12 protein-coding genes and 12 pseudogenes are annotated in these 19,871 nt (G+C 60.0%); 14 read left to right on the top strand and 10 right to left on the bottom strand.

The window, feature by feature from the left end; genetic code table 11:
• The first annotated feature begins 119 nt into the window (after positions 1 to 119).
• Positions 120 to 329, top strand: coding sequence for a hypothetical protein (locus EN857_RS14035; protein WP_065010175.1), 210 nt, complete (start codon positions 120 to 122; stop codon positions 327 to 329).
• A gap of 99 nt (positions 330 to 428) precedes the next feature.
• Positions 429 to 684, top strand: a pseudogene (locus EN857_RS35630) (integrase); the annotation flags it as partial.
• Positions 685 to 1,031: 347 nt separating this feature from the next.
• On the opposite strand, the pseudogene EN857_RS35625 reads toward EN857_RS35630, so the two are convergent.
• Together EN857_RS35625 and EN857_RS35620 are read right to left on the bottom strand one after the other, a co-directional pair.
• Positions 1,032 to 1,339, bottom strand: a pseudogene (locus tag EN857_RS35625) (hypothetical protein); the annotation flags it as partial.
• Positions 1,340 to 2,001: 662 nt separating this feature from the next.
• A pseudogene (locus EN857_RS35620) lies at positions 2,002 to 2,943 on the bottom strand (DUF2285 domain-containing protein).
• A 1,416-nt stretch (positions 2,944 to 4,359) separates the two neighbouring features.
• On the opposite strand from EN857_RS35620, the gene EN857_RS14015 reads away from it, so the two are divergent.
• On the top strand, positions 4,360 to 6,522 hold the full coding sequence (locus tag EN857_RS14015) for a prolyl oligopeptidase family serine peptidase (protein ID WP_126057749.1): 2,163 nt from the start codon (positions 4,360 to 4,362) through the stop codon (positions 6,520 to 6,522).
• A 38-nt stretch (positions 6,523 to 6,560) separates the two neighbouring features.
• Entirely contained in the window at positions 6,561 to 7,259 is a 699-nt protein-coding gene (locus tag EN857_RS14010) for an OmpW family protein (protein ID WP_135858780.1), read from the top strand.
• 739 nt (positions 7,260 to 7,998) lie between these two features.
• On the opposite strand, the pseudogene EN857_RS14005 reads toward EN857_RS14010, so the two are convergent.
• Positions 7,999 to 8,212: pseudogene (locus EN857_RS14005) on the bottom strand (helix-turn-helix transcriptional regulator).
• Between the two features lie 601 nt (positions 8,213 to 8,813).
• Between EN857_RS14005 and EN857_RS14000 the strand changes: the two are divergent.
• Positions 8,814 to 9,564 (top strand): IS5 family transposase gene (locus EN857_RS14000; RefSeq protein WP_128187360.1). Its coding sequence is split into 2 segments (ribosomal slippage): positions 8,814 to 9,247 and positions 9,246 to 9,564, totalling 753 coding nucleotides; the frame shifts between segments, so codons are not numbered across the junction.
• A gap of 195 nt (positions 9,565 to 9,759) precedes the next feature.
• On the opposite strand, the gene EN857_RS13995 is transcribed toward EN857_RS14000, so the two are convergent.
• Complete coding sequence (locus EN857_RS13995; RefSeq protein ID WP_128187362.1) at positions 9,760 to 9,993, bottom strand: helix-turn-helix transcriptional regulator; 234 nt, start codon at positions 9,991 to 9,993, stop codon at positions 9,760 to 9,762.
• A 116-nt stretch (positions 9,994 to 10,109) separates the two neighbouring features.
• Here EN857_RS13995 and EN857_RS13990 point away from each other — a divergent pair, with 116 nt between their 5' ends.
• On the top strand, positions 10,110 to 10,391 hold the full coding sequence (locus EN857_RS13990; protein ID WP_128187364.1) for a DUF2285 domain-containing protein: 282 nt from the start codon (positions 10,110 to 10,112) through the stop codon (positions 10,389 to 10,391).
• A 72-nt stretch (positions 10,392 to 10,463) separates the two neighbouring features.
• Here EN857_RS13990 and EN857_RS13985 read toward each other — a convergent pair.
• Positions 10,464 to 10,982 (bottom strand): annotated as a pseudogene (locus tag EN857_RS13985) (transposase); the annotation flags it as partial.
• A gap of 112 nt (positions 10,983 to 11,094) precedes the next feature.
• Here EN857_RS13985 and EN857_RS35615 point away from each other — a divergent pair.
• The 4 genes from EN857_RS35615 (at position 11,095) to EN857_RS35605 (ending at position 12,115) form a co-directional block, all read left to right on the top strand.
• Entirely contained in the window at positions 11,095 to 11,346 is a 252-nt protein-coding gene (locus tag EN857_RS35615; RefSeq protein ID WP_245511321.1) for a hypothetical protein, read from the top strand.
• Positions 11,256 to 11,576 carry a transposase gene (locus EN857_RS35610; protein WP_189397860.1) on the top strand — a complete coding sequence of 107 codons (321 nt, stop codon included), beginning with the start codon at positions 11,256 to 11,258 and terminating at the stop codon, positions 11,574 to 11,576. Before EN857_RS35615 ends, EN857_RS35610 begins: the two co-directional genes overlap by 91 nt.
• Before the next feature lie 216 nt (positions 11,577 to 11,792).
• A complete protein-coding gene (locus EN857_RS36315; RefSeq protein WP_210235138.1) occupies positions 11,793 to 11,924 on the top strand; it encodes a transposase in 132 nt (43 codons plus the stop codon).
• Positions 11,894 to 12,115, top strand: coding sequence for a hypothetical protein (locus EN857_RS35605; protein ID WP_245511302.1), 222 nt, complete (start codon positions 11,894 to 11,896; stop codon positions 12,113 to 12,115). Before EN857_RS36315 ends, EN857_RS35605 begins: the two co-directional genes overlap by 31 nt.
• Before the next feature lie 448 nt (positions 12,116 to 12,563).
• Here EN857_RS35605 and EN857_RS13975 read toward each other — a convergent pair whose 3' ends face one another.
• Positions 12,564 to 13,811: an aminotransferase class I/II-fold pyridoxal phosphate-dependent enzyme gene (locus EN857_RS13975; RefSeq protein WP_135858776.1), complete on the bottom strand. Its 1,248-nt coding sequence runs from the start codon at positions 13,809 to 13,811 to the stop codon at positions 12,564 to 12,566.
• Between the two features lie 402 nt (positions 13,812 to 14,213).
• Here EN857_RS13975 and EN857_RS13970 point away from each other — a divergent pair, with 402 nt between their 5' ends.
• Positions 14,214 to 15,236 carry an IS110 family transposase gene (locus EN857_RS13970; RefSeq protein WP_128187368.1) on the top strand — a complete coding sequence of 341 codons (1,023 nt, stop codon included), beginning with the start codon at positions 14,214 to 14,216 and terminating at the stop codon, positions 15,234 to 15,236.
• Positions 15,237 to 15,249: 13 nt separating this feature from the next.
• Here the strand turns inward: EN857_RS13970 and EN857_RS13965 are convergent.
• Together EN857_RS13965 and EN857_RS13960 are read right to left on the bottom strand one after the other, a co-directional pair.
• A pseudogene (locus tag EN857_RS13965) lies at positions 15,250 to 15,906 on the bottom strand (transposase); the annotation flags it as partial.
• Between the two features lie 187 nt (positions 15,907 to 16,093).
• Positions 16,094 to 17,078: pseudogene (locus EN857_RS13960) on the bottom strand (IS110 family transposase).
• A 177-nt stretch (positions 17,079 to 17,255) separates the two neighbouring features.
• Between EN857_RS13960 and EN857_RS13955 the strand changes: the two are divergent.
• A pseudogene (locus EN857_RS13955) lies at positions 17,256 to 18,173 on the top strand (transposase); the annotation flags it as partial.
• An 11-nt stretch (positions 18,174 to 18,184) separates the two neighbouring features.
• Here the strand turns inward: EN857_RS13955 and EN857_RS35600 are convergent.
• Both EN857_RS35600 and EN857_RS13945 read right to left on the bottom strand, forming a co-directional pair.
• A pseudogene (locus tag EN857_RS35600) lies at positions 18,185 to 18,414 on the bottom strand (hypothetical protein); the annotation flags it as partial.
• An 8-nt stretch (positions 18,415 to 18,422) separates the two neighbouring features.
• Positions 18,423 to 18,808: pseudogene (locus tag EN857_RS13945) on the bottom strand (IS5/IS1182 family transposase); the annotation flags it as partial.
• Between EN857_RS13945 and EN857_RS13940 the strand changes: the two are divergent.
• Positions 18,740 to 19,152 (top strand): annotated as a pseudogene (locus tag EN857_RS13940) (transposase); the annotation flags it as partial. The pseudogenes EN857_RS13945 and EN857_RS13940 sit on opposite strands and share 69 nt — an antisense overlap.
• Positions 19,153 to 19,230: 78 nt before the next feature.
• Positions 19,231 to 19,780 (top strand): annotated as a pseudogene (locus tag EN857_RS13935) (ATP-binding protein); the annotation flags it as partial.
• Positions 19,781 to 19,871 lie beyond the last annotated feature (91 nt).

Here is a 19,871-nt window from a genome sequence, read left to right as displayed (position 1 = left end):
GCCGGCGAGGCCTGATGCTGCAAGAATCGAGGAGTTTGTGGCGCGAACGCAATACCCATCGCGCGCCCTGACCCTAGCCCGAATTGGCCAACAAATCGTAAACGCGGGAGCGCGCATCCATGGAAACCAGGATCATCGACAGCCGCAACGATTTCGCGCAATGGGCGATCGATAGGTCCAATGCGATCCTGATGGATCAGGGTTCGGAACTCGCCACCGCGGCCCGCAATGGAAACGAAGCCCAAATCGGTGAGACAGCACAGGCGCTCGGCCAGGCGATCGTCGATGCGCTGATCGAGGCCTTCGACGGTCTCGCAGGCGACGAATGAGCCACCGCTTGGCCCGCACGACTGGCTGCACCAATGGAAACGGCGGCCGGTACGCGGGCTCCCAGATCCACCAGCCATCATGAATTCGGACTGCGCTGAATCCGCTTCGGCGGCATCGCGAGAGGACCGCTCTTCGGGCGCATCTTCAAAAGACCGTCGATGTCGAGCGGCTCTGCGACAAGCACGTCGCTCGCCCGGTCAGGCAGACGCGCTCGCCGCCGGGGTCCGCTCCGATCTTCCGGAAGGGGAGCGCGCGCTGCTGTTCTCAGGGCACTCGCTGCGCGCCGGCCTTGCCTCTTGGGCCGACATCGAGGAGCGCTACGTCCAGAAGCAACTCGGCCATGCCTCGGCCGAAATCCAACCTCACCAAGGCGTCAGGGCTCTGAAAGCGCTCTCCCCTCCCCCGGTCGGGGCTGCCTCATGGTGCTCCGGGAGAGCAGGATTTTCACCTTAGCGCTTCAATTGAAATCGGGAAGTAAAACCGACAAGGTCTTCGGCGCGGGCGAGCGGCCCGATCAGGGTCTTCAGGGGCAGATCGGCGAATTCATAAGCCATTGATTCCTTTGTATCCGATTCGCGAAACGGAATCTATCTGGGCATTAACTTCCGTCACAGGCGATATCTTCCGCGGCAAAGCTAACTATCGATAATCCCCCCTTATCGATAGTGATTGAATAGTTCGCTGATTCGACTCTCAACCGCTCATATCAAGCGATTACTTCCATGTATCTGCTGCGCTATCCCCGTCCTGGCGATGGAGTGTCGCTCCTCACCTCCTCCACCACTCACCAGCCCGACGGGAATATCGCCCGCCAGCAGCTTCTCCTTGCTGAGCAGCGCGGCAACCTCAAGCGCCTCGAAATCGGGCAAATCCCGCAGGTGTGTCGAGGCCGAAGTGCAACAGGAAGGTCTTGGTCGTGACGTAGGTGTAAGGCGTGCCAAATTTGCGGGCTGGGCGGCCCGGAGGCGATAAAATCCTGCAACCGGAGCGCCCCGATCGGGTCGCGGCTGAACGCCTTCAGGGTCCAACACGGCCATTGCCGAAAGCGCAGCCTTGTGACCATCCGCCAGCATCGCTGCGACGATCGGCTCAAGCGGTTTCTGGTCGAGGGCTCTGATGACCTGTTTGGCAAGCCGCAACCCATGCGCTCGATCCCCCGTAGAGCTCGCGGTTTCCCTTTTCGAAGGTGCGCACGTATGGAGTTCGCATACTCCATCAAGGGTTAGGGTGATCGGACGCAAAGCCTTTTGGTGCTGGATTCTTGCGAGCGCTGGACCGGTCGCGGCGAAGCGGCCGCGCTTTTTTCAGCGGCCATGGTTCGCAGATCGGGCACTCAAGCGACCTCCGAATACAGCCTCTCGATTGGAGCCGACGGGCGGCTCCGCACAGGAACGCTCCCCCTTCGCGCTGCGGCCAGGTGCCATCGGAGAGCCCTCGAAACGGCCTTCATATACCATCGACGCAATCCTCTTCAGCCTGACATTGCCCGCTCAGTCTGAAGTTCTGAACGGGAGTGCTTCCGAAAAGGCATGCCCGGCAGGAGACTGAGCTCGCTGCCGGGCCGGGTACGCCTTGGGAGGTGGCGTAAGTCAATGATTCTCGCACAGTGGGAACCACTCAGTCCGCTCATTTTTCGGAAGCGTGCATGTACCGTGCCAAGGCAAAAAGCATTTAAAACGCCCGACAGTCAGCTTCCCTTACGTTGCGTACTCGACATTGTCGGCTATCGGACAATGCCGAACGTGCGTCGGCATCGACCGACGCCTGAACCAGAGCGCACCCGCAGGACGCTTCGCAGCCGTGTCGACCTGGCGAGCTGATGCGACCAAGTACTAGTTCCGAACTGTTCGACGGCTGACGCACAGGGCGGACTGTTACTTTGCAAAGAAGGAAATCTCTGTATCCGCCATTCATAAGGGCGCGGCCACGAGAGACGGCGCGGTGAATGCGGTCGCGCAGATGGTCGCGAGGATCCCTTCATTCGTCATCGACGCGGCGTTGACCAATCAGCGCTTCGGCGAGCTCGCGATGTGAGGCCCCGGCAAGCGATCCGTCGAGCGCACGAAGAACGAAGTTTAGACGGGGACCGCGTTTTTCCCGCGGAAACAAGCGGGCAGGCAGACGTTGACCCACACTTAGAGCATTGAGCCACTCGAGCGCCCTTAGGCGGTGCCTCAAAAGCTTCGCGGGCCAGATCGCCTCGGTTCGGAGACAGACAGGGTGCAAGATATCCGCGCCAGAGACGGCGAGCTGGAGCGTATGCTCGGCATTGCGAAGAAGAACATGTTGGCCCTTGCCGGGCGCCAGCAGGACCGTCGCACGACATGGCAATGCCAAGAGTTCGTACGGCGTTGTCTCCGACGATGCTGGCAGATGTTCTGCAATGACTGGCAACACATGGACGCACCAGAGCGGAGACCAGAAAACGATCGAATTTCGCCCATAAGACTCGGCGAACAGAACACCCCAGCGTAACAGGTCGCCGGCCGACGCGACCACGTCAAGCAAGGGTCGGTAAGACCAGCTATTGGCCTGCTGGCATGCAGCGGTCACATCACGCTGGAAGGCTGGCTTGCGGCGCAAAAACTCCCATGCCCTTTCGCGCGGCGTCATACCAGTGGTGTAGTCGTATGATCTTTCATCCCGCCAATCAGCCTCGACCGCGCCAGTCACGAGAACTGCAGGCACGACTGTGCCCCCTTGCCCGCCCCCACGGACGTCGAAACATCATGCCATTTGGCAAAGCACCGGCGCCGAAGCCACCAGACCTCGATGACGCCATTTCGTCGAAGCATGTGTCGTTGGCACTGTCCAGGGCAGAAGGCGCGCGTAAATAGAGACCAGGCTGTCGATCCCGCGCAGCGACAGCAAGCGCGGCCTGAGCACGCGAAGGGAGTCGCTTTGATAGGAGTGACCGGCTCCTGGGTTCCGTTCAGGACGTTCCCTGAAGACTCAGTGGCGTGGCGGTGGCTTCGACGCTGGTTGTGGGCAGGTTGTCGTAGCCCGGGCGCTATAAGCTTAGTCATCTGAGGTCTCCTGGGGGAAATTTCCGCCATTGGAGGCCAAGTTTCACGCTATGCCAGCCTGTATAGTTGTACAGGTGAAGCCGACTGGTCAGTGGACCGCAAACGAACGGGCGAGGCGCTTCTCTTTGGTGATGCTCGCGCCGCGCTTTCTTTGCGGACGGTATGGAGATGGAGCGCGGCTTGCCCCTGTAGCAGCCGATTTCACAACCAGACTTGCGCCCGCACTGCCCCTGTTGCTGCGGCATACCAATGCGTGGCGTCAGGAAGACATCGTCGACCATTAGCCGTCTCGCTGAGATACTACGCCGAGCCCGAGCTCCCCCTATCCTAGACCCTCGTATCGCATATCGGACGGCCCCACATCAGCCCAAGTTGCCATGGGGACCAGCCCCATGCGTTCGCCCGAATGCAGCTTCCTGGCTTGATCGACAGACTTCAAGGAATGCAATCAAGGGGACGGTGCAGGCCAGATTGCGGCAGGGCTTGGGCAACCATCAGGTCGCCCAAGCGGTGCCCCATCCTTCTCCTCAGAACTCCGCTGCTTCCAGCTGGCGGCTGAAACCCACAGGCGCAGCCAGCTTGGTCGCTAACCGCATCGATCGCCTCATGGTGTCTGCCATGAATCCGTGTGCGTGAAGCGCTCCAGAGCGAAGATGTTGGGCGTCAACCAAGTTCACCAATGAGCTTCACTGCTCGAGTTCTGCACGGTGTCACCGACTGGCGCCGGAGGTTGATCCGGTGATTAGGAGGAGCACTCGTTGTCGGATTCTCGACGATGTCGGACATGTGACACAACGCTTCCAGAGCGATCGCATTGTTCCGAAACGATTTTCCCAGTTGGCACGACGGTTGCGATCCTATGCGCAAAAGCCCTGCGATGCCGCACCGACTGGAAGAACTCATCAATGATCACGCTTTTCGAACATGTGGGCGCCGCTACCAACACTGAGCGTTCCCGAGCCGACGGAAGCCTCTATCCCTTCTTTCTGAAGGCTGTCCGGACATGAACGCATTTGATGTCCGTCCAACGCTGGATGCTCCCGACGACGATCCCTATCTCTGGCTTGAAGATGTAGAGGGCGAGCGGGCACTTGCCTGGGCCGCCGGCCAGTCGGCAAAGACCCTGAAGCACTTCGGTGGAACGCAGTTCGAGCGCGACCGGGCGGCTCTGACAGCCATTTTCGACAATCGCGACAACCTTCCCCTGATCGCGCGCCGTGGTCAGTACCTCTACAATTATTGGCGAGATGCCGGAAATCCACGCGGACTGTGGCGCCGGACCACCCTTGCCGCCTACATGAAGGCGGATCCCCAATGGGAGCTACTGCTCGATCTAGATGCTCTAGCGGCTAGCGACGGAGAGGATTGGATCTGGGACGGCGCGTCCGTCGAGCCGGAGAGACGGGAAAGAGCCGTTCTGCGCCTGTCGCGCGGCGGCAGCGACGCGGTCGTGCATCGCGAATTCGACCTGATCTCTCTGAGCTTTGTCGCCGACGGTTTCAATCTCCCCGAGGCCAAAGGGTACGTTAGTTGGCTGGACCCTGACACGCTTCTGCTTTCCAGTGCGCTTGGTAATGGCATGGCCACCCGCTCCGGCTATGCGCGCACCGTGCGACTGTGGAAGCGTGACGCGGATCCCCTCACCACGCCGGTAATCTTCGAGGCCGGGTTCGAGAGCCTCGAGGTGTCTGGTCATTCGGACCGCACCGGCCGCAGCGAGCGCCTTTGGTTCATTGAGAAACGGGCCTTCTACGAGAAGATCAGTTGGATCGGCGACAGGAGCGGGCCGAGGACGCAGATCGATCTTCCTCGCGACGCGTCGTGGCGGGTCTTCGGCGACTGGCTGGCGGTAAGGCCGCGCAAGCCCTGGACGGTGGGAGGCACCACCCATCCCGCCGACGCGCTGATCGTCATCTCGCTTTCCTCTTTCCTCGCAGGCGGACGCCGTTTTGAGACCCTGTTTCAACCAGGGGAAAGGCGCTCTCTGCAGTCATTCTTCTGGAATGACGAGAAGCTCATTATCTCTTACCTCGTCAATCTCGTACCGCGTTTCGAGATGTTCACTCCCGGCCACCAGGAATGGACGCGCCGAGTCCTGGACACCCTGCCCGCCGAAGGGACTGTCCACGTCTGGTCATTCGATGCGGCAGTTCACGAGACCAATGGAGAGGTCCTGGTCTGTGCTCAGGATCCGATCACGCCGCCGCAGCTCTTGCTATTCGATCTCAATGCCGCGCCGTCTCTCAGCGCTTCAGCAATCCTGAAGCGCAGCCCGGAGAATTTCGATGCATCCGGACTGGTGGTCACGCGCCACGAGGCAGTCTCTATCGATCATGAGCTGATCCCCTACACGCAGGTTGGTCCGGCGAACGGGAACGGAGATGCTCCGGTTCACCTTTCCGCTTATGGCGGGTTCGGCACATCACTCCTGCCCTACTACAACTCCCCGCTGGGCAAGCTGTGGCTCGAGCGCGGCGGCACGTGTGTGGAGGCGAACATCCGCGGCGGCGGCGAGTTCGGCACCCGCTGGCACGATGCCGGGCGCAGGGAGGGCAAGCGTCTCGCCCATGACGATTTCGCCGCCGTTGCCGCCGACCTCGTGCGAAGGGGCATCACCCTGCCGAGGCGGATTGCCGCTGAGGGCGGCTCAAATGGCGGCCTGCTGATCGCAAACATGCTGACCCGCTATCCTGAGCATTTCGGGGCTCTGTTCTGCACAGTTCCGCTTATCGACATGCGTCGCTACACCAAGCTCTTGGCGGGCGCGAGCTGGATCGACGAATATGGCGATCCGGACAAGGCTCACGATTGGGCTTTCCTGAAGGAAATCTCCGCCTATCACGCCGCGGCGCCGGGACAGCCCTATCCGCCTATCCTGATCGCCACCACGAAACGCGACGACCGCGTCCATCCGGGCCATGCGCGCAAGATGGCCGCAAAACTGCAGGCTCTTGGCTATCCCGCTTACTTCTACGAGGCCAGCGCAGGCGGGCACGGCTACGGCAAGGACAATCGGGAGCAAGCCGCATTCATCAGTCTAGGCACCAATTTTCTCCGCAGCGCAATCGGCTTCAACGATCACCTTCCGGAGATGGCGGAACGCGTTGCAACGCAAGAGGAGCGTTTGAGCTCCATCAACAATTCATTCGAGCAGGAGACGAAATAGTGCAGTGCATCCTTTCTGAACATCAAGGAGTGAATATCATGGCGAGAACGCGAATGGGCGTAGCGCGGGCAATAGCAGCGGCGGTGGCCCTGATCATCGTGGGACAGCAGGCCGTCGCCGCGGAGCCTGCGCAAACAGAGACCGTCCTGGCGGAGACGGGAGCCTCGGTCACCGAAGCGCCAAGCCCTTGGCAGGTCCGCCTGCGGGGGTTGGGCGTCGTTACGAAAGATCTGGGCTACGTTGATACGCTTCCCGGCTCCGGTCTTTCCTATTCGAACACGGTGACGCCGGAACTCGATATCTCGTATTTCTTCACCGACAACATCGCCGCCGAACTCATACTCGGTACCACCTATGCCAACATCGCGGGCCAAGGGACGATCGGTGGGTTGGGCAGCATCGGCAAAGTTTGGCTGCTGCCGCCGACGCTCACGTTGCGGTACCATTTTACCGATTTCGGCGCGTTCAAGCCCTATGTCGGCGCCGGCGTGAACTACACGGTTTTCTATAACCAGGACACCGGCAGCGCCGACGCTCTCAAGGTGAAGAATACGTTCGGCACGGCGCTGCAGGTCGGTTTCGACTACATGGTGGACGAGCACTGGGGCGTCAACTTCGACGTGAAGAAGCTTTTCCTGAAGCCGGACTTCGACGTCACGGTGGCCGGCGCGAAGCTGACGGGGAAGGCGGAGCTCGATCCCTGGCTGATAGGCGCAGGTGTCACCTACCGCTTTTGAATATCAGAGTGAAGTCTGCTTCCCGACTGCCGGTTTAAAATGAAGGGCGCCTCGCGCGCCCTTTTTTACGGTCGACACTGCAGCGCAAGACCTCATGAAGCTATGTCGGGCGGGGTTCTCTTCCGGCGGACCAAGAAGGTGCACTGGCCGACCGGCCTTGCGCCTGAGATGGAGCGCTTAGAAGCGCTTTGGATCGGGACGGGCTTTGGTATTGTGGGTGGAATGCTTCAGCCAGACTATTTGCCAGCATCGTCTCCCGGACGTCATGTCTGAGCTTCGTGTCAGCGCAAGGCGAACACGCGGCTCCTAGATGCCGACACGATGGCTGGTTCAGCCATGCTGCGACAGTTGCCTGTTTTTCCGTTCCTTTGCTGTTCGTGCGCTAGCCGCAACGCTCCATACTAGTCTCGCGTGCCTGTCCCCGTGGGGTGGGCGGCAGAATGCGATTAGCCCCGCTGAAAGCGGCGGGCCGCATCCGAAGGACCGTAACGAAGAGAAGGAGCTGAAGCGAGAGCGAAGGTTGCGGGAGGCCGCGGCGGGCCTAAAATGGGATGCCGACCAACCCCCACGCCCCAGGAAAGGCTGACAAAAACCGCAGCGGCCGACTGTCCAATAGGGTGCGCCCGCGCGAGGGCGAGCCAAATGGCAGGGGCTGCCGGGGGCCCTAAGAAAAGCGGGTTGGGTTCACGAGCCCCCGGCGCGCGCCATCAGGCCGCCAGCCACTTGGAGGGCTGGTGTATCAGGCCTGTTTGTCGGGCCGAACCAGATCCATGTGGCTGACGCCGAGGGACCAATGCCAGTTCATAGATCGTGATAATTGTCGGATTTCTTCGGCCTTTCTCCAAGCCGCTGATGTACTGCTGACCGAACCCGGAAATCTCCGCAAGCTGCTCCTGCGTCAGACGCTTCCTTTGCCTGATCCTCTGCACATTCCGTCCGACCAACTTGCGCATAACCGTCGCAATCCTTGTGGTCCTGGGCCTTCAACTTGCCTTCTCCGCGCGTGGATTCGCAGCAGACAAGCGTGATGACGCAGGCGGTCGGCATAATTGTGGATGCGCAGCATGCCGAAGCGTGACTCAACGGGCAGCTTGCGGCAGCAAGGGAGACCTTGCGGAACACTGGTTGAGTGTAGCCCGGCCGCGGGGTCCCCGGGCTGGTCTTGCCCAACGACCGAAAGCATTGCGCCACCTACCGCTCCCCATCAACCTGCGCCTTGTCAAGGAGATGCTGCTGGAGCTCGGCATTACCTTGTCCTGACGCCCGGCGAGCAAGATCTGGCTCGAACTTGGTAAAAAAGTCGTCACGTAGCGATATCTGCCATCCGACTTCGGCATTGTGACCGGTAAGTGGAGGTTCCCAAGTTTACCATTCAGAGAGGCGATTGCAGCTGACGCGCGGGGTTCACTACCACCGCGCTGTCGAGCGATGACTGACGGGCCGTTAGTGATCGCTCCGCCTGGAATGTCGCTAGAGCGTGTCTTCAGTTAGGGGATTCCCAAATCAGTGTTTGAGTGAATCATAGGTGGTCGGTTTGATTTGGGGAACCGGCCGATGCGGCGATACGGACTTCGTGACGACCAGTGGGATCGGGTCAAGGATTTCCTGCCCGCCCGTGAGGGCCATGTGGGCGGAACGGCGCAGGACAACCGGCTGTTTGTCGAAGCGGTGCTCTACCGCTACCGGGCGGGTATTCCCAGGCGCGACCTGCCACCGCGTTTCGGGGACTGGAAGATTGTCTGGCAACGCTTTGACCGGTGGGCCAAGAGTGGCGTTTTTGACCGTATCTTCAAGACTTTGGCCAGTGATCACGACAACGAGTACATGTGGCTGGACGCAACCATCGTGCGGGCGCACCAACACAGCGCCGGCGCCCAAAAAAGCGGCGAAAACCAAGCCATCGGACGCTCCCGAGGCGGACTGACCACCAAGATCCACGCCGTGGTCGACGCCTTGGGCAACCCCCTCGGCTTCTCTTTGACCCCGCCAAGCCTCCGATCTTGGCCAAGCTGGGCCGCTGCTCGACCAAGTCAACCCACAAGCCCTTCTTGCGGACGAGGCCTACGACGCCGACGCCCTCATCCAGACCCTCAAGGACCGCCGAATCACCCCGGTCATCCCACCCAAGGCCAACCGCCTCATCCCGCGCCAGACCGATTTCGCACTCTACCGCGAGCGCAATCTCGTCGAGCCGTTGTTCAACAAACTCAAACACTTCCGCGCCATCGCCACACGCTGTGACAAGACCGCGCGCAATTTCCTTGCCGCCGTCCAACTCGTCGCCATAACTTTCCTCCTCAACTGAGGACACGCCCTAGATCTTGCCGCAATCGAGCCGGTTTGCCGGCCACGGCATCGGCGGAAACGTCATTCATCGTCCCTGCGGATGAGCGCTACAGAGGGACCTACCAGCTGCACTCTTGAGCTATGATCCAACCTTGGTAATCGCTCGTCTCGCGTCACTCAGGTAGGTGTCATCGCTGATGGGCGCGGGCGCCCACTACGTCCGCAGGCTCAACAGAATCTCACACGGATCAGCGTCGAGGGCCGCAGTTACGTCGAGAAACTCAATGATATCGAGACGCCGCTCTCCACCCTCATATTTCGCCACGAAGGATTGCGGACGACCAAGCTTCTCAGCCACCTGCGCCTGCGTCAGCCCTTTGATCTTGCGCAGTGAGATCAACTGGGCCAGAAACCGCTGGTGGCGGGGAGATCGAAGAGATTTGGGCATTTAGGTGAACCGGTCAGGTAGAGACCGGCTCAGCGACTAATCCCCGTTTCGGATTATCCCATTTTGGGATATTCTGCCTTGGATCCAGCGATCAAGATGCGAGGTTCGCGGCAGACATGAATCGAACAACGGGAACAGATAGGACTCAAAGCTCAACACTGCTCGACGAAGTCCCTTGGTCAGACAGCATCACGAGCTACGACAGGCAGCATTCCACCATCTACCTGCGCATCCTCGACGCCTGCGCCGACAATGCGAGCGTAGAGGAAATGGCCGAACTGATTCTCGGCATCGACCCCGTCCTTGAACCGGTCCGGGCCCGTAAGGCTATCCGCAGCCATATAGACCGCGCGAACTGGATGATGACGACTGGCTACAAGGAACTGTTCGCCGGCTGACGCACGTAGATGGCCAGTCCTTTTCAGAGAAGAAGTCCCGGTACACGCCATTCACCACCGCGCGACACGGAGATGTCCCATGAAGCACAGCTTGGCCTCCTTGCCTTTACCTTTGCGAAGAGCCTGGCATCAGGATCGGTGGTCGAGCCATGTGTACCGTTCGACCGCTTCTGGCCATGGAAATCCGCTTCGGCGTTGCGCCCGCCGCCTTGAGCCGGCGGCTCGCCCGACGATGTCGCCCTCCAGCAACCGGTCGCGGTTATTGGAGAACACAGAATGATCTCAGGCCGCATCGTCAACGCCAATCCCGACGAACCAGCGGAACAGAAGGTCGTATTCCAGCAGCTCCATCAACAGCCGCTCCGAGCGGATCGAATAGAACGCCTGTAATGGCATCGCCCGCAGCAGCTTCTCCGGCGGGATCGCGATGGCCGTCCGATCGGCGAATACAGCACCGCGAATCCCGCTCTAGTGCCGAAGCGCTTCGCTCACGATTAACCGGATCGCCCGCAACGGATGATTGCGCCGCAGCCGCGCCTCAAGGTCGACATAGCTGAACAGTTCGCCAGTGCGATCGTCGCCGCCGCGCACTCGTCACCTCCGACCCCTTCGGTACCAGTGATGGAGTGGATGCCCCCACCCGACGGCATCGCAATGTGCCAAATTGGTGATGTCGGAATCATCCAACAAGGAGAGGGCATCCATGAAGGAAGTTAGCATTATCGCCGTTGACCTGGAAAAGCAGGCTTTTCAGATTCATGGCGCCGCGGCTGAGGGGTCGGTTGTCTTTCGCAAGAAGCAGTCGCGGTCGCAGTCTCTGGCGTTCCTGAGCCGGCAGCCGGCCTGCCTCGTGGCTATGGAAGCTTGCGTGACGTCGCATTACTGGGGACGCGAGACCATGAAGCTGGGGCACACCGTCCGGCTGATCCCGCCAATTTACGTGAAGCCTTCGTGAAGCGACACAAGAATGACGCGGCGGATGCCGAAGCCATTGCGGAAGCTGCATCGCGCCCGACCATGCGCTTTGTTGCCGTGAAGAGCGAGGAGCAGCAGGCCCGGGCGATGATCTTCCGCGCACGCGACCTGCTGGTGCGCCAACGCACGCAGTTGATCAATGCGCTACGCGTCATCTGGCCGAATTCGGCATCGTGGTGGCGAAGGGTCCCGTCCATCTCGAGAAGTTGAATGATGCGATCGATGAGTTGGAGACGGGACTGCCGCCGATGGTCCGCGGATCGGGCGGACCTATCTCGATCAAATTGCCGTCTACACTGAAGAGATCGCCGATCTTGAGAAGAAACTCCGTGCGGAAGCGGCAGGGGGTGAGGTGACGAAGCGGCTGCAGACTATGCCGGGGATCGGGCCGGTCACGGCCTTGGCCGTCGAAGCGTTTGCCCGCCGATGGAAAGCTTTCGACGCAGTCGCGACTTCTCCGCCTGGCTCGGGCTTGTGCCTCTGCAGAAGTCAACCGGCGGCAAGCAGATCCTTGGCAAGACCTCGAAATGGGTCAGCGCGACATCCGCAGACTGCTGATCGTCGGCGCCAGGGCCGTGGTGCGATGGACCGCCCGCCGCGGCGCGCCGAAGGGATCGTGGCTGGCCGGCATGATCGGTCGCAAGCCTCGCCTGGTGGTCGCCATCGCGCTGGCTAACAAGATGGCACGAGCTGTATGGGCCATGCTCACGAAGAAGGAGAATTATTGGAATCCGGTGGTGGCAGCCTGATCGGGCCAATCGTCCATCGGTGTTGCGAGGAGGTCGCGAACGGTAAGGGCAAATGATCGATCAGATCGGGATCAGGAAAGCCAGTGTGATTCACGGAGCCATGAGCTCGCCCACAGTGATTTGAAACCTGATCCGCGCATCTCCATACCTGCCCGCGGCCATGTCAACGAGCCGCAGTTGTGAGGCCTGACACATGACCGCACTCGATCGCATGCTCTGCGCTTCGAAACCAACTTGCAAAACCGGGGGCATCCACACATGAATCACCGCTGCGGTCCGCTGGCGAGTGCCTTCAGCCTGCTAGCGTTAAAGTGTAGTCTCCCACGTCAACAGCTTACATGTGTTGGCCTTCCGTAACAATCGGAGCTGCTGCAAGTCATTTGTAGGCTCCAGAGTATTCTACGGCCTTAAAGCTTCAATCTGAAGTGGCACCGGGCATCAAATCTTCTTATGGGGACAGAGCTTGATCGAGATCAGCTATAATATCCTCTGGCGTTTCCAGACCAATAGAAAGTCTAAACACTCCGTCCCCCGCCCACTTCCTGTATTCTTCCAATTCCGCACCGTGCATTTGCCAAGTCGTTTCATTGAGCTCATCTGTGGCCAACGAGCAAATAATGCTGCGCTGATGTCCGAGGGAAACAGAGTAGTGTATCACCTGTAGTCGCTTCGACAGCTGGATGCACGTATTTGTGAGATCCGCTGTCTGAAAGGAGATCATTCCGCCAAACACGTCCATTTGCCGCTTTGCGAGCTCGTGCTGCGGATGAGACTCCAGTCCCGGGTAGGTGACGGCAATAACCTTTTGATGCTCTGACAGAAACTCCGCGACTCGGAGCGCCGTGTTAGACATCATAGTTACACGCGGAAAAAGAGTATCAATACCGCGCAATATAAGCCAAGCATTTTGCGCGGAAAGTGTAGCTCCCAAATAGACGCCGCCGCTTTTGCGGATCTTTTCGACCAAATCCTTACGCCCAGATACTATACCTCCGAGTGCATCGCCGTGGCCATTCATATACTTGGTGAGTGAGTGGATAACCAGATCGGCGCCAAACGAAATAGGTCGTGTTGCGACAGGTGTGGCTATAGTAGAATCTACCACTAACATGATACCGTGGTTCCGTGCTACCTCTGAGACCGCCGCAAGGTCGGTTAGGCGTAGTATAGGATTACAGGGAACTTCAGCCAAAATTATCTTTGTATTTGGGCGTATGGCAGCCTTAAGGTCTTCAATCCTTGAAAGATTGACAGGTGTAGTTTCTACTCCGAACCTGGGCAGTTGACGTTGCGCCAGTTCGTTAGCTCCCGGATAGGAGACATCGCTGATGATAATATGATCACCGCTGCTCAGCAACGCGAAGTAGGTTGCTGCAATCGCTGCGATCCCAGTTGCAGTGGCGACAGAATCATCGGTTCCTTCGAGCGCTGCGACCCGTTTCTCAAGCTGCCTTACCGTAGGGTTCGTCCACCGAGAATACAAGTAAGGTAGCGCCGTTAAATCGTTATTTGCGCTAGCCGAAAAGTTCCCTTCCCCAGGAACCACTAAATGGTTTACCGACATCGAAATGTTGGGCCCAATGGCCCTCGTATCTGGGTCAGTGTTCAAGCCCGCGTGGAGCGCTAGGGTCTCCAGACCGAATTTTGCATTGTGACCTCTGTTTCGCTCAGACGGGGAACTTCCACCGATGGTCATATTGCGCCTCCTTTGCGTCGTGTCTAGTCACTCATCTTAATTCCGCATTGTGCGCCCTTGCCGCATTTTTTACCCCGCCTTTGCAGCAAATAGGCAATTAACATAAACTTTTGCGGTTAGATGGATGGAAAGATGAAAATGGCGCATTTTAGAAACTGTAGCAGCTGTGGTTGATTCTGAATGACCTGCTGCTCTGGTCCCTGAAAACAGAATGGTTCGAAAGTGGAATTCTCCGCGGCAACATCCCCTGGTTGGGAGGAGCGGAATACGATGAAGACATCGAAATTTTCGGACGCGCAGAAGGCGTTCATTCTGTGACCTGATGAGGTGGACGGCCTCCGCTCCCGGCATCGCAATGTGCCAAAGTGTGGCTGTCGAAAGTCACATGAGGGAGAGCCGTCCATGGAGAAGGTTAGCACAATCGGTCTGGATGTCGCCAAGCACGTGTTTCAGGTGCACGGCGTTGACGCGCAGGGCGCAGTGGTTGTCCGCCGGAAGTTGCGTCGCGACGATGTAGTCGCATTCTTTACGTCCTTGCCGGCGTGCTTGATCGGCATCGAAGCCTGCGCAACGAGCCATCACTGGGCTCGTGTCCTCACGGCTCTGGGGCATGAGGTTCGCCTGATGCCTGCGTCATACGTCAAGCCATACGTGAAGCGGCACAAGAATGATGCTTCGGATGCCGAGGCAATCTGCGAGGCGGTCACGCGACCGACGATGCGCTTTGTTCCGACAAAGAGCGAGGAGCAGCAGAGCGTGTTGATGCTGCATCGCGTCCGCGAGCTTTTGATCCGGCAGCGGACAATGCTGGTGAACGCCTTGCGCGGCCACTTGGCGGAGTTGGGCATCATCACTCGTCAGGGTGCTACAGGGCTGAGCATGCTCGTTGCGTTGGTTGAGGACGAGGGGCACGACCTCATTCCCCCGCTTGCCCGATCGGCCCTCCTTTTTTTGGTACAGCAATTGCGTGAGGTGCACGAGAAGGTCGGTGAGCTGGACCGACAGATTCACATCTGGCATCGTTCGCACGAGTTGAGCCGTCGCCTCGAAACGATCCCCGGCATCGGTCCGATCACCGCCAGCGCAATCGTTGCGACCGTGACAGATGCTTCCCTGTTCAAATCCGGCCGGCAACTCGCGGCTTGGCTTGGCCTGGTGCCGCGACAGAACTCATCCGGAGGGAAGGATCGGCTCGGGCTGATCAGCAAGCAAGGCGATCCCTACATCCGTCGCCTTCTTGTTGTGGGAGCCCATGCCGTGCTTCGCTTCTGTCGTAAGGCCAAAGCGGCACCCACTCGCTGGGCTGCCGAGCTTCTGGCGAAAAAGCCGTACAACGTCGTTGCGGTGGCCTTGGCAAACAAGATGGCCCGGATCGTCTGGGCGCTGATGACTACGGGCAAGCGCTTCGCGGATTCACCGGCGTAGTGACGTAGTCGCAGACCCGGAACCGCCGCCCACAGGCGAACTGGTCATGGACGAAGTCCAGCGACCAGCGCGCGTTCGGCTTCCTCAACCAGGATCGGCGCCCGCGTGCCGACCGCTCGTCACCGTGCCCGGCGCTTGCGCACCGTCAGTCCCTCCTCGCGGTAGAGCCGGTAGATGCGATTGACCCCTGATGCTCGCCCTCTCGCTGGAGCAGAATGAACAGGCGTCGATAGCCGAAGCGGCGGCGCTCGTTGGCGAGGTCGCGTAACGTTGTGCGCAGCTCCGTCTCCGGCGGACGCGGGGACCGATAGCGGACCATCTTGCGATCGGCACCGACGAAGGAACAGGCCGACGCTCCGACACGCCCATGACGCCTGCAGATGCGCGACGGCTTCGCGCTTGGCGGCGGGCCCTACCATTTTTTGAAAGAAGCTCGCGCAGTGCCGACGCTTCGAGCATCTGGCCGGCGAGCAGCTTCTTCAGCTTCGCGTCTCGTCTTCCAAGGCTTTCAGCCGTTTGGCATCGCAGACGTCCATCCCGCCATACTTCAGTTATACAGCGTCGCCTCGGAGATCCCATGCTTGCGCGCCAGGTCGCCCGCCTTTGCTCCCGCCTCATGCTCACGCAGAACCGCGATGATCTGCGTCTGTATTCGGTGTCCTCCAGTCAAGGCGTGACGTTCGATGCAGGTTCTTTGCTTCTGTTCGCGGTCGGCACGCAGCCGCCGGCATTATGGTCCGTGGGTCCGATCGGTTCAAAGCTCTTCGGCGTGCTCGGGAAGCGGCAACGACAGATCATGCGAACTCGTCCGGACCGCGCCCTGCATCGAGCGCTCGCTATTCCGTGGACAGCTCAGCCTAAGCTGCTGACCAACGGAAATCCTGTTCGTCAACCCACATGCGGTGAAGGGTGACTGCCATTCGTCAGCCAGGGCGACCTTCGCGCGTCGGGCACCCTGTCGATTGGCAATCTTCATTGCCCAAGCCTTCATGCTCGACCATCGGGTCGTCGGGCGCAGGATGACGTTGGCCGCCTCGAAAAAGGCCGTTCGCGTCTCACTGTCACCCACTTTGGTGATGCGACCGACCCTGTCGACTTCTCCAGACTGGTATCTTCGCGGTGTGAGGCCGAGATACGCACCGACCGACCTGGATCGGCGGAAGCGCTTGGGATCATCGATCGTTGCCCTGTAGGTGAGCGCGGTGACGGGTCCTATGCCAGGCATGGTCATGAGGCGACGGCAGATGGGATCCACTCGAACCGCTCTCAGGACGAGCCGGTGCAGATCCGCCAGGTTCTCGCGCAGACACCTGTGCATCCGCAAGAGCGGTTCAAAGATACCCAGCAACAGCCGATCCGCTCCGACCGGCTGTCGAACCCTTGCCTCGAAACGAACGCGCGTGACGGCGCCAATCTTTAGCCCCAGGGGACGCAACAAGCCTCGGATGACCTGCTCGTTGGCAGTGACCGCCCTGACGGCAGCCTTGCGCGCGGCGGTGAGCGTGCGCAGCCTCTGGCCGGCAGCGGACTTCAAATTAACTGCCTTGAACCAACCTGTGCGAACAATCTGTGCAATCCCCTGCGCGTCATTCCGGTCCGTCTTCACCGTCATCGCGCCCAGAGCCGCTTTGACATGTCGACTCTCGAGACACACGACAGGGAAGCCCTCGTCGACCAAGTGTCCGCCGATCCACTCCGATGTCGCACCGGCTTCCAAGCCAACGCGAACTAGATCGTCCCGCCATCGCTGAAGTGCAGCCGGCACAGCATCTCGCCGGTCTCGGCGATAACGCAAATAGCTACAGCGTCGAGTGAAGTATCCAGTCCTGCATAAACGCTCATGCCGATCTCCTCTTGCCAGGTCGGCTCTGAGCATCAGACAAACGTCATGATCCGAAAAGGGGCCAGGCGTTCAGCGAGCTGAACCGAATACCCCATCTCTTCCGTAAACCGCCTTCTCTTCATCAGCCCCTCCTTCAATCGAGGCCGGACTCTAATCTCAGATGGAGGAAATTACCCGTGGCAGGTCATCTGAAGCAGGGCGCGGACGGGATTCCGGTCGCGGAGATCAGTCGTCGGGCGGGGATCAGCCAGGCGACCTACCTCAACTGGAAAAAGAAATACGACGGACTGTTGCCGACGGAGATGAAGCGGCTGAAGCAGCTTGAGGACGAGAACGGCAAGCTCAGGAAGCTGGTGGCCGATCTCTCCTTGGACAAGGAGGTGCTGCATGACGTGATCCGCCTAAAACTGTGAGGCCTGGTCGCAACGCGAGCTGGTGGCGCAAACGCGTGGTGAGTGGGGCGTGTCGATCCGGCGGGCACGCCGCGTTCTCGAGTTCGACAGGTCGAGCTACCACTACAAGTCCCGCCGCCGCGATCAGGCCGGCATCGAGGCTCGGATCAAGGACATCTGCCAGACGCGGGTGCGCTATGGATACCGACGCGTGCACGTGATGCTCACCGCGCGAGGGGTGGGACATCAACATGAAGCGAACCTATCGCATTTGCAGGGACCTACGCCTGCAACTCAGGAACAAGACGCCGAAGCGACGTGTGAAAGCGAAGCTCCGGGACGACCGCCAGGAAGCCGTCGGCCCGAACGACGTTTGGGCGATGGACTTCGTCCACGATCAGCACGCGACAGGTAAGAAGATCCCCGTGCTGACGGTCGTGGACACGTTCTCACGCCACGTGGCCGTGCTCGATCCTCGGTTCAGTTACCGAGCCGAGGACGTGGTCCGAGCCCTGCAGCAGGTCTGTCCGCAGGCCGGTTATCCGAAGACGAGCCTAGCAACGAATTTGAGACGCTCGTCCATACGGTTGCACTCTGCCAAGGCACCTTTGCTCTCCTCGCAAAGGGCTAGAGTTGTAGTGCACCCCGATTCTGAGACACGAGAAGGACACCGAGTTCGTCTCGCGCGACCTCGACCTATGGGACTAAAGAAGTCAGGCTCTTTCGCAAACGAAGTCTGAATCGTCGGCATTGTGGATGTAGAAGTGGCCGACGAGGCGGCCTGCAGGGCCAAAGACAACCCAGCCGCGGCCACAGGCTGGGTCGTTCTCATCATGTCCCTCCCACTAGAATTCCGCGCAGGCTGAGCCATCGCGGGCCATATCGGACATCGAGGAAGCCCTTGAGGGCGCGAAGGGATCTCGCCATCCGCCAGACCTGTCAGACGCGTTCCGCGTCGTAGGCCTTGTCGGCGCCGATCGTGATCGCCTGTGGCCGCTCCGATCGAGGTTCGATCATGTGCAGTGCGGCCATCCGCTCAGCATGTCCGTCGGCCAGTGTCAGGCAGGCGTCGACCAGCAGGCCGTGGCGGTTCTCCATCAAGCCATGTCCCATAAAGCACAGCTTGGCCTCCTTACCTTTGCCCATGCGATAGAGCCGGGCATCTGGATCGGTGGTTGAGGCATGTGTGTCGTTCGAGCGCCTGTGGCCATGGAAGTCCGCTTCCGCGTTTCGCCCGTCCCTTCTGCCGGCGGCTCGCCCGAGCCGTCCTTCGGTTTGACGCTCTTCATCAATGCCCACGCCTCGATCAGTGTGCCATCCACCGAGAAGTGGTCCGTAGGAGACCAGCATGGCGGCGCGCTTTGAAGCGTCGGCGAAGACGGGCAAGGTCCGCAGGTTCAAGGAGTTCGTCGACGGCGCCGCCAGTTGGAGCCGCGTCGAGCGCATCATAGCGCGGGTCGAGGCCGCCGCCCAAAGTGCCGATACCCGCTTCATCGTAACCAACCTTGCAAGTGGCAAGGCCAAGGCGCTCTACGAGGATGTTTACTGCCGGCGCGGCGCTGCCCAGAACCTCATCAAGTCTTGGAAGACGCATCTCGCCGCCGACCGGACCTCCTGCACAAGAGCGAAGGCCAACCAGTTCCGGCTGTTCCTGCATGCCGGCGCCTACTGGCTCAAGTGGGGCTGCGCGCCGCGATCAGCTTCGGCGCCACTAGCGCTCCCGCTGCGCCTTCTCACCTCAAACTGGAGACCCAACCCCATGATGACCACACCCGAAACTGAACGCTGCCTGCGACAGCTGCGCCTGTCGGGCGTCCGCGACACGCTGCAGACGCGCGTGCTGCAGGCGCAGGGCGCAAACCAACTCTTCCTCGAGACCGGGAAATCCCACATCGCCAAGGCGATTGCCTATCAGGCGATCCTGCACAGCCACAGGTCCAGTATCTCGAGACCGATGACGTCTTCCACCGCCACGCTCTGAACGCCCCCGCGCAAAGCGAGGCCCGAATGCGAACAATCATCGACTGCGATCTCCTCGTGCTGGGCGATCTGTTCCTCGCACGCGCCATCTCCGAAGACGCCGGCGCATGGCTGCAAACCCTGATCCATCAGCGCTACAAACTATGGCGCAACAAACTGCGACGCGGCGTTATCGTCACTTCCAATCGGGTCGTGCAGGACTGGGGACTTATCTGCGAGGCAACACCATGAGCACGACGATACTCGATCAGCTGATGCATCATTGCCATCTGCTTGAGTTCGATGGACGCAGCTATCGCCTCAAAGAAGCCGCTGAAGCCCTTGCCCAGGGAAACAAAGTCAAATCAACATGCGGTGGCTCGATCGAGGGCTTCCTTTTCACCGAGACTAGCGATCCGACCTACCCTGCCCGATTTCCGA

The organism is Mesorhizobium sp. M4B.F.Ca.ET.214.01.1.1, from assembly GCF_004791545.1.
Classification (GTDB): Bacteria; Pseudomonadota; Alphaproteobacteria; order Rhizobiales; family Rhizobiaceae; genus Mesorhizobium; species Mesorhizobium abyssinicae.
The sequence above is the reverse complement of the archived record's forward strand: the minus strand, read 5'-3'. Positions and strand labels throughout refer to the sequence as shown.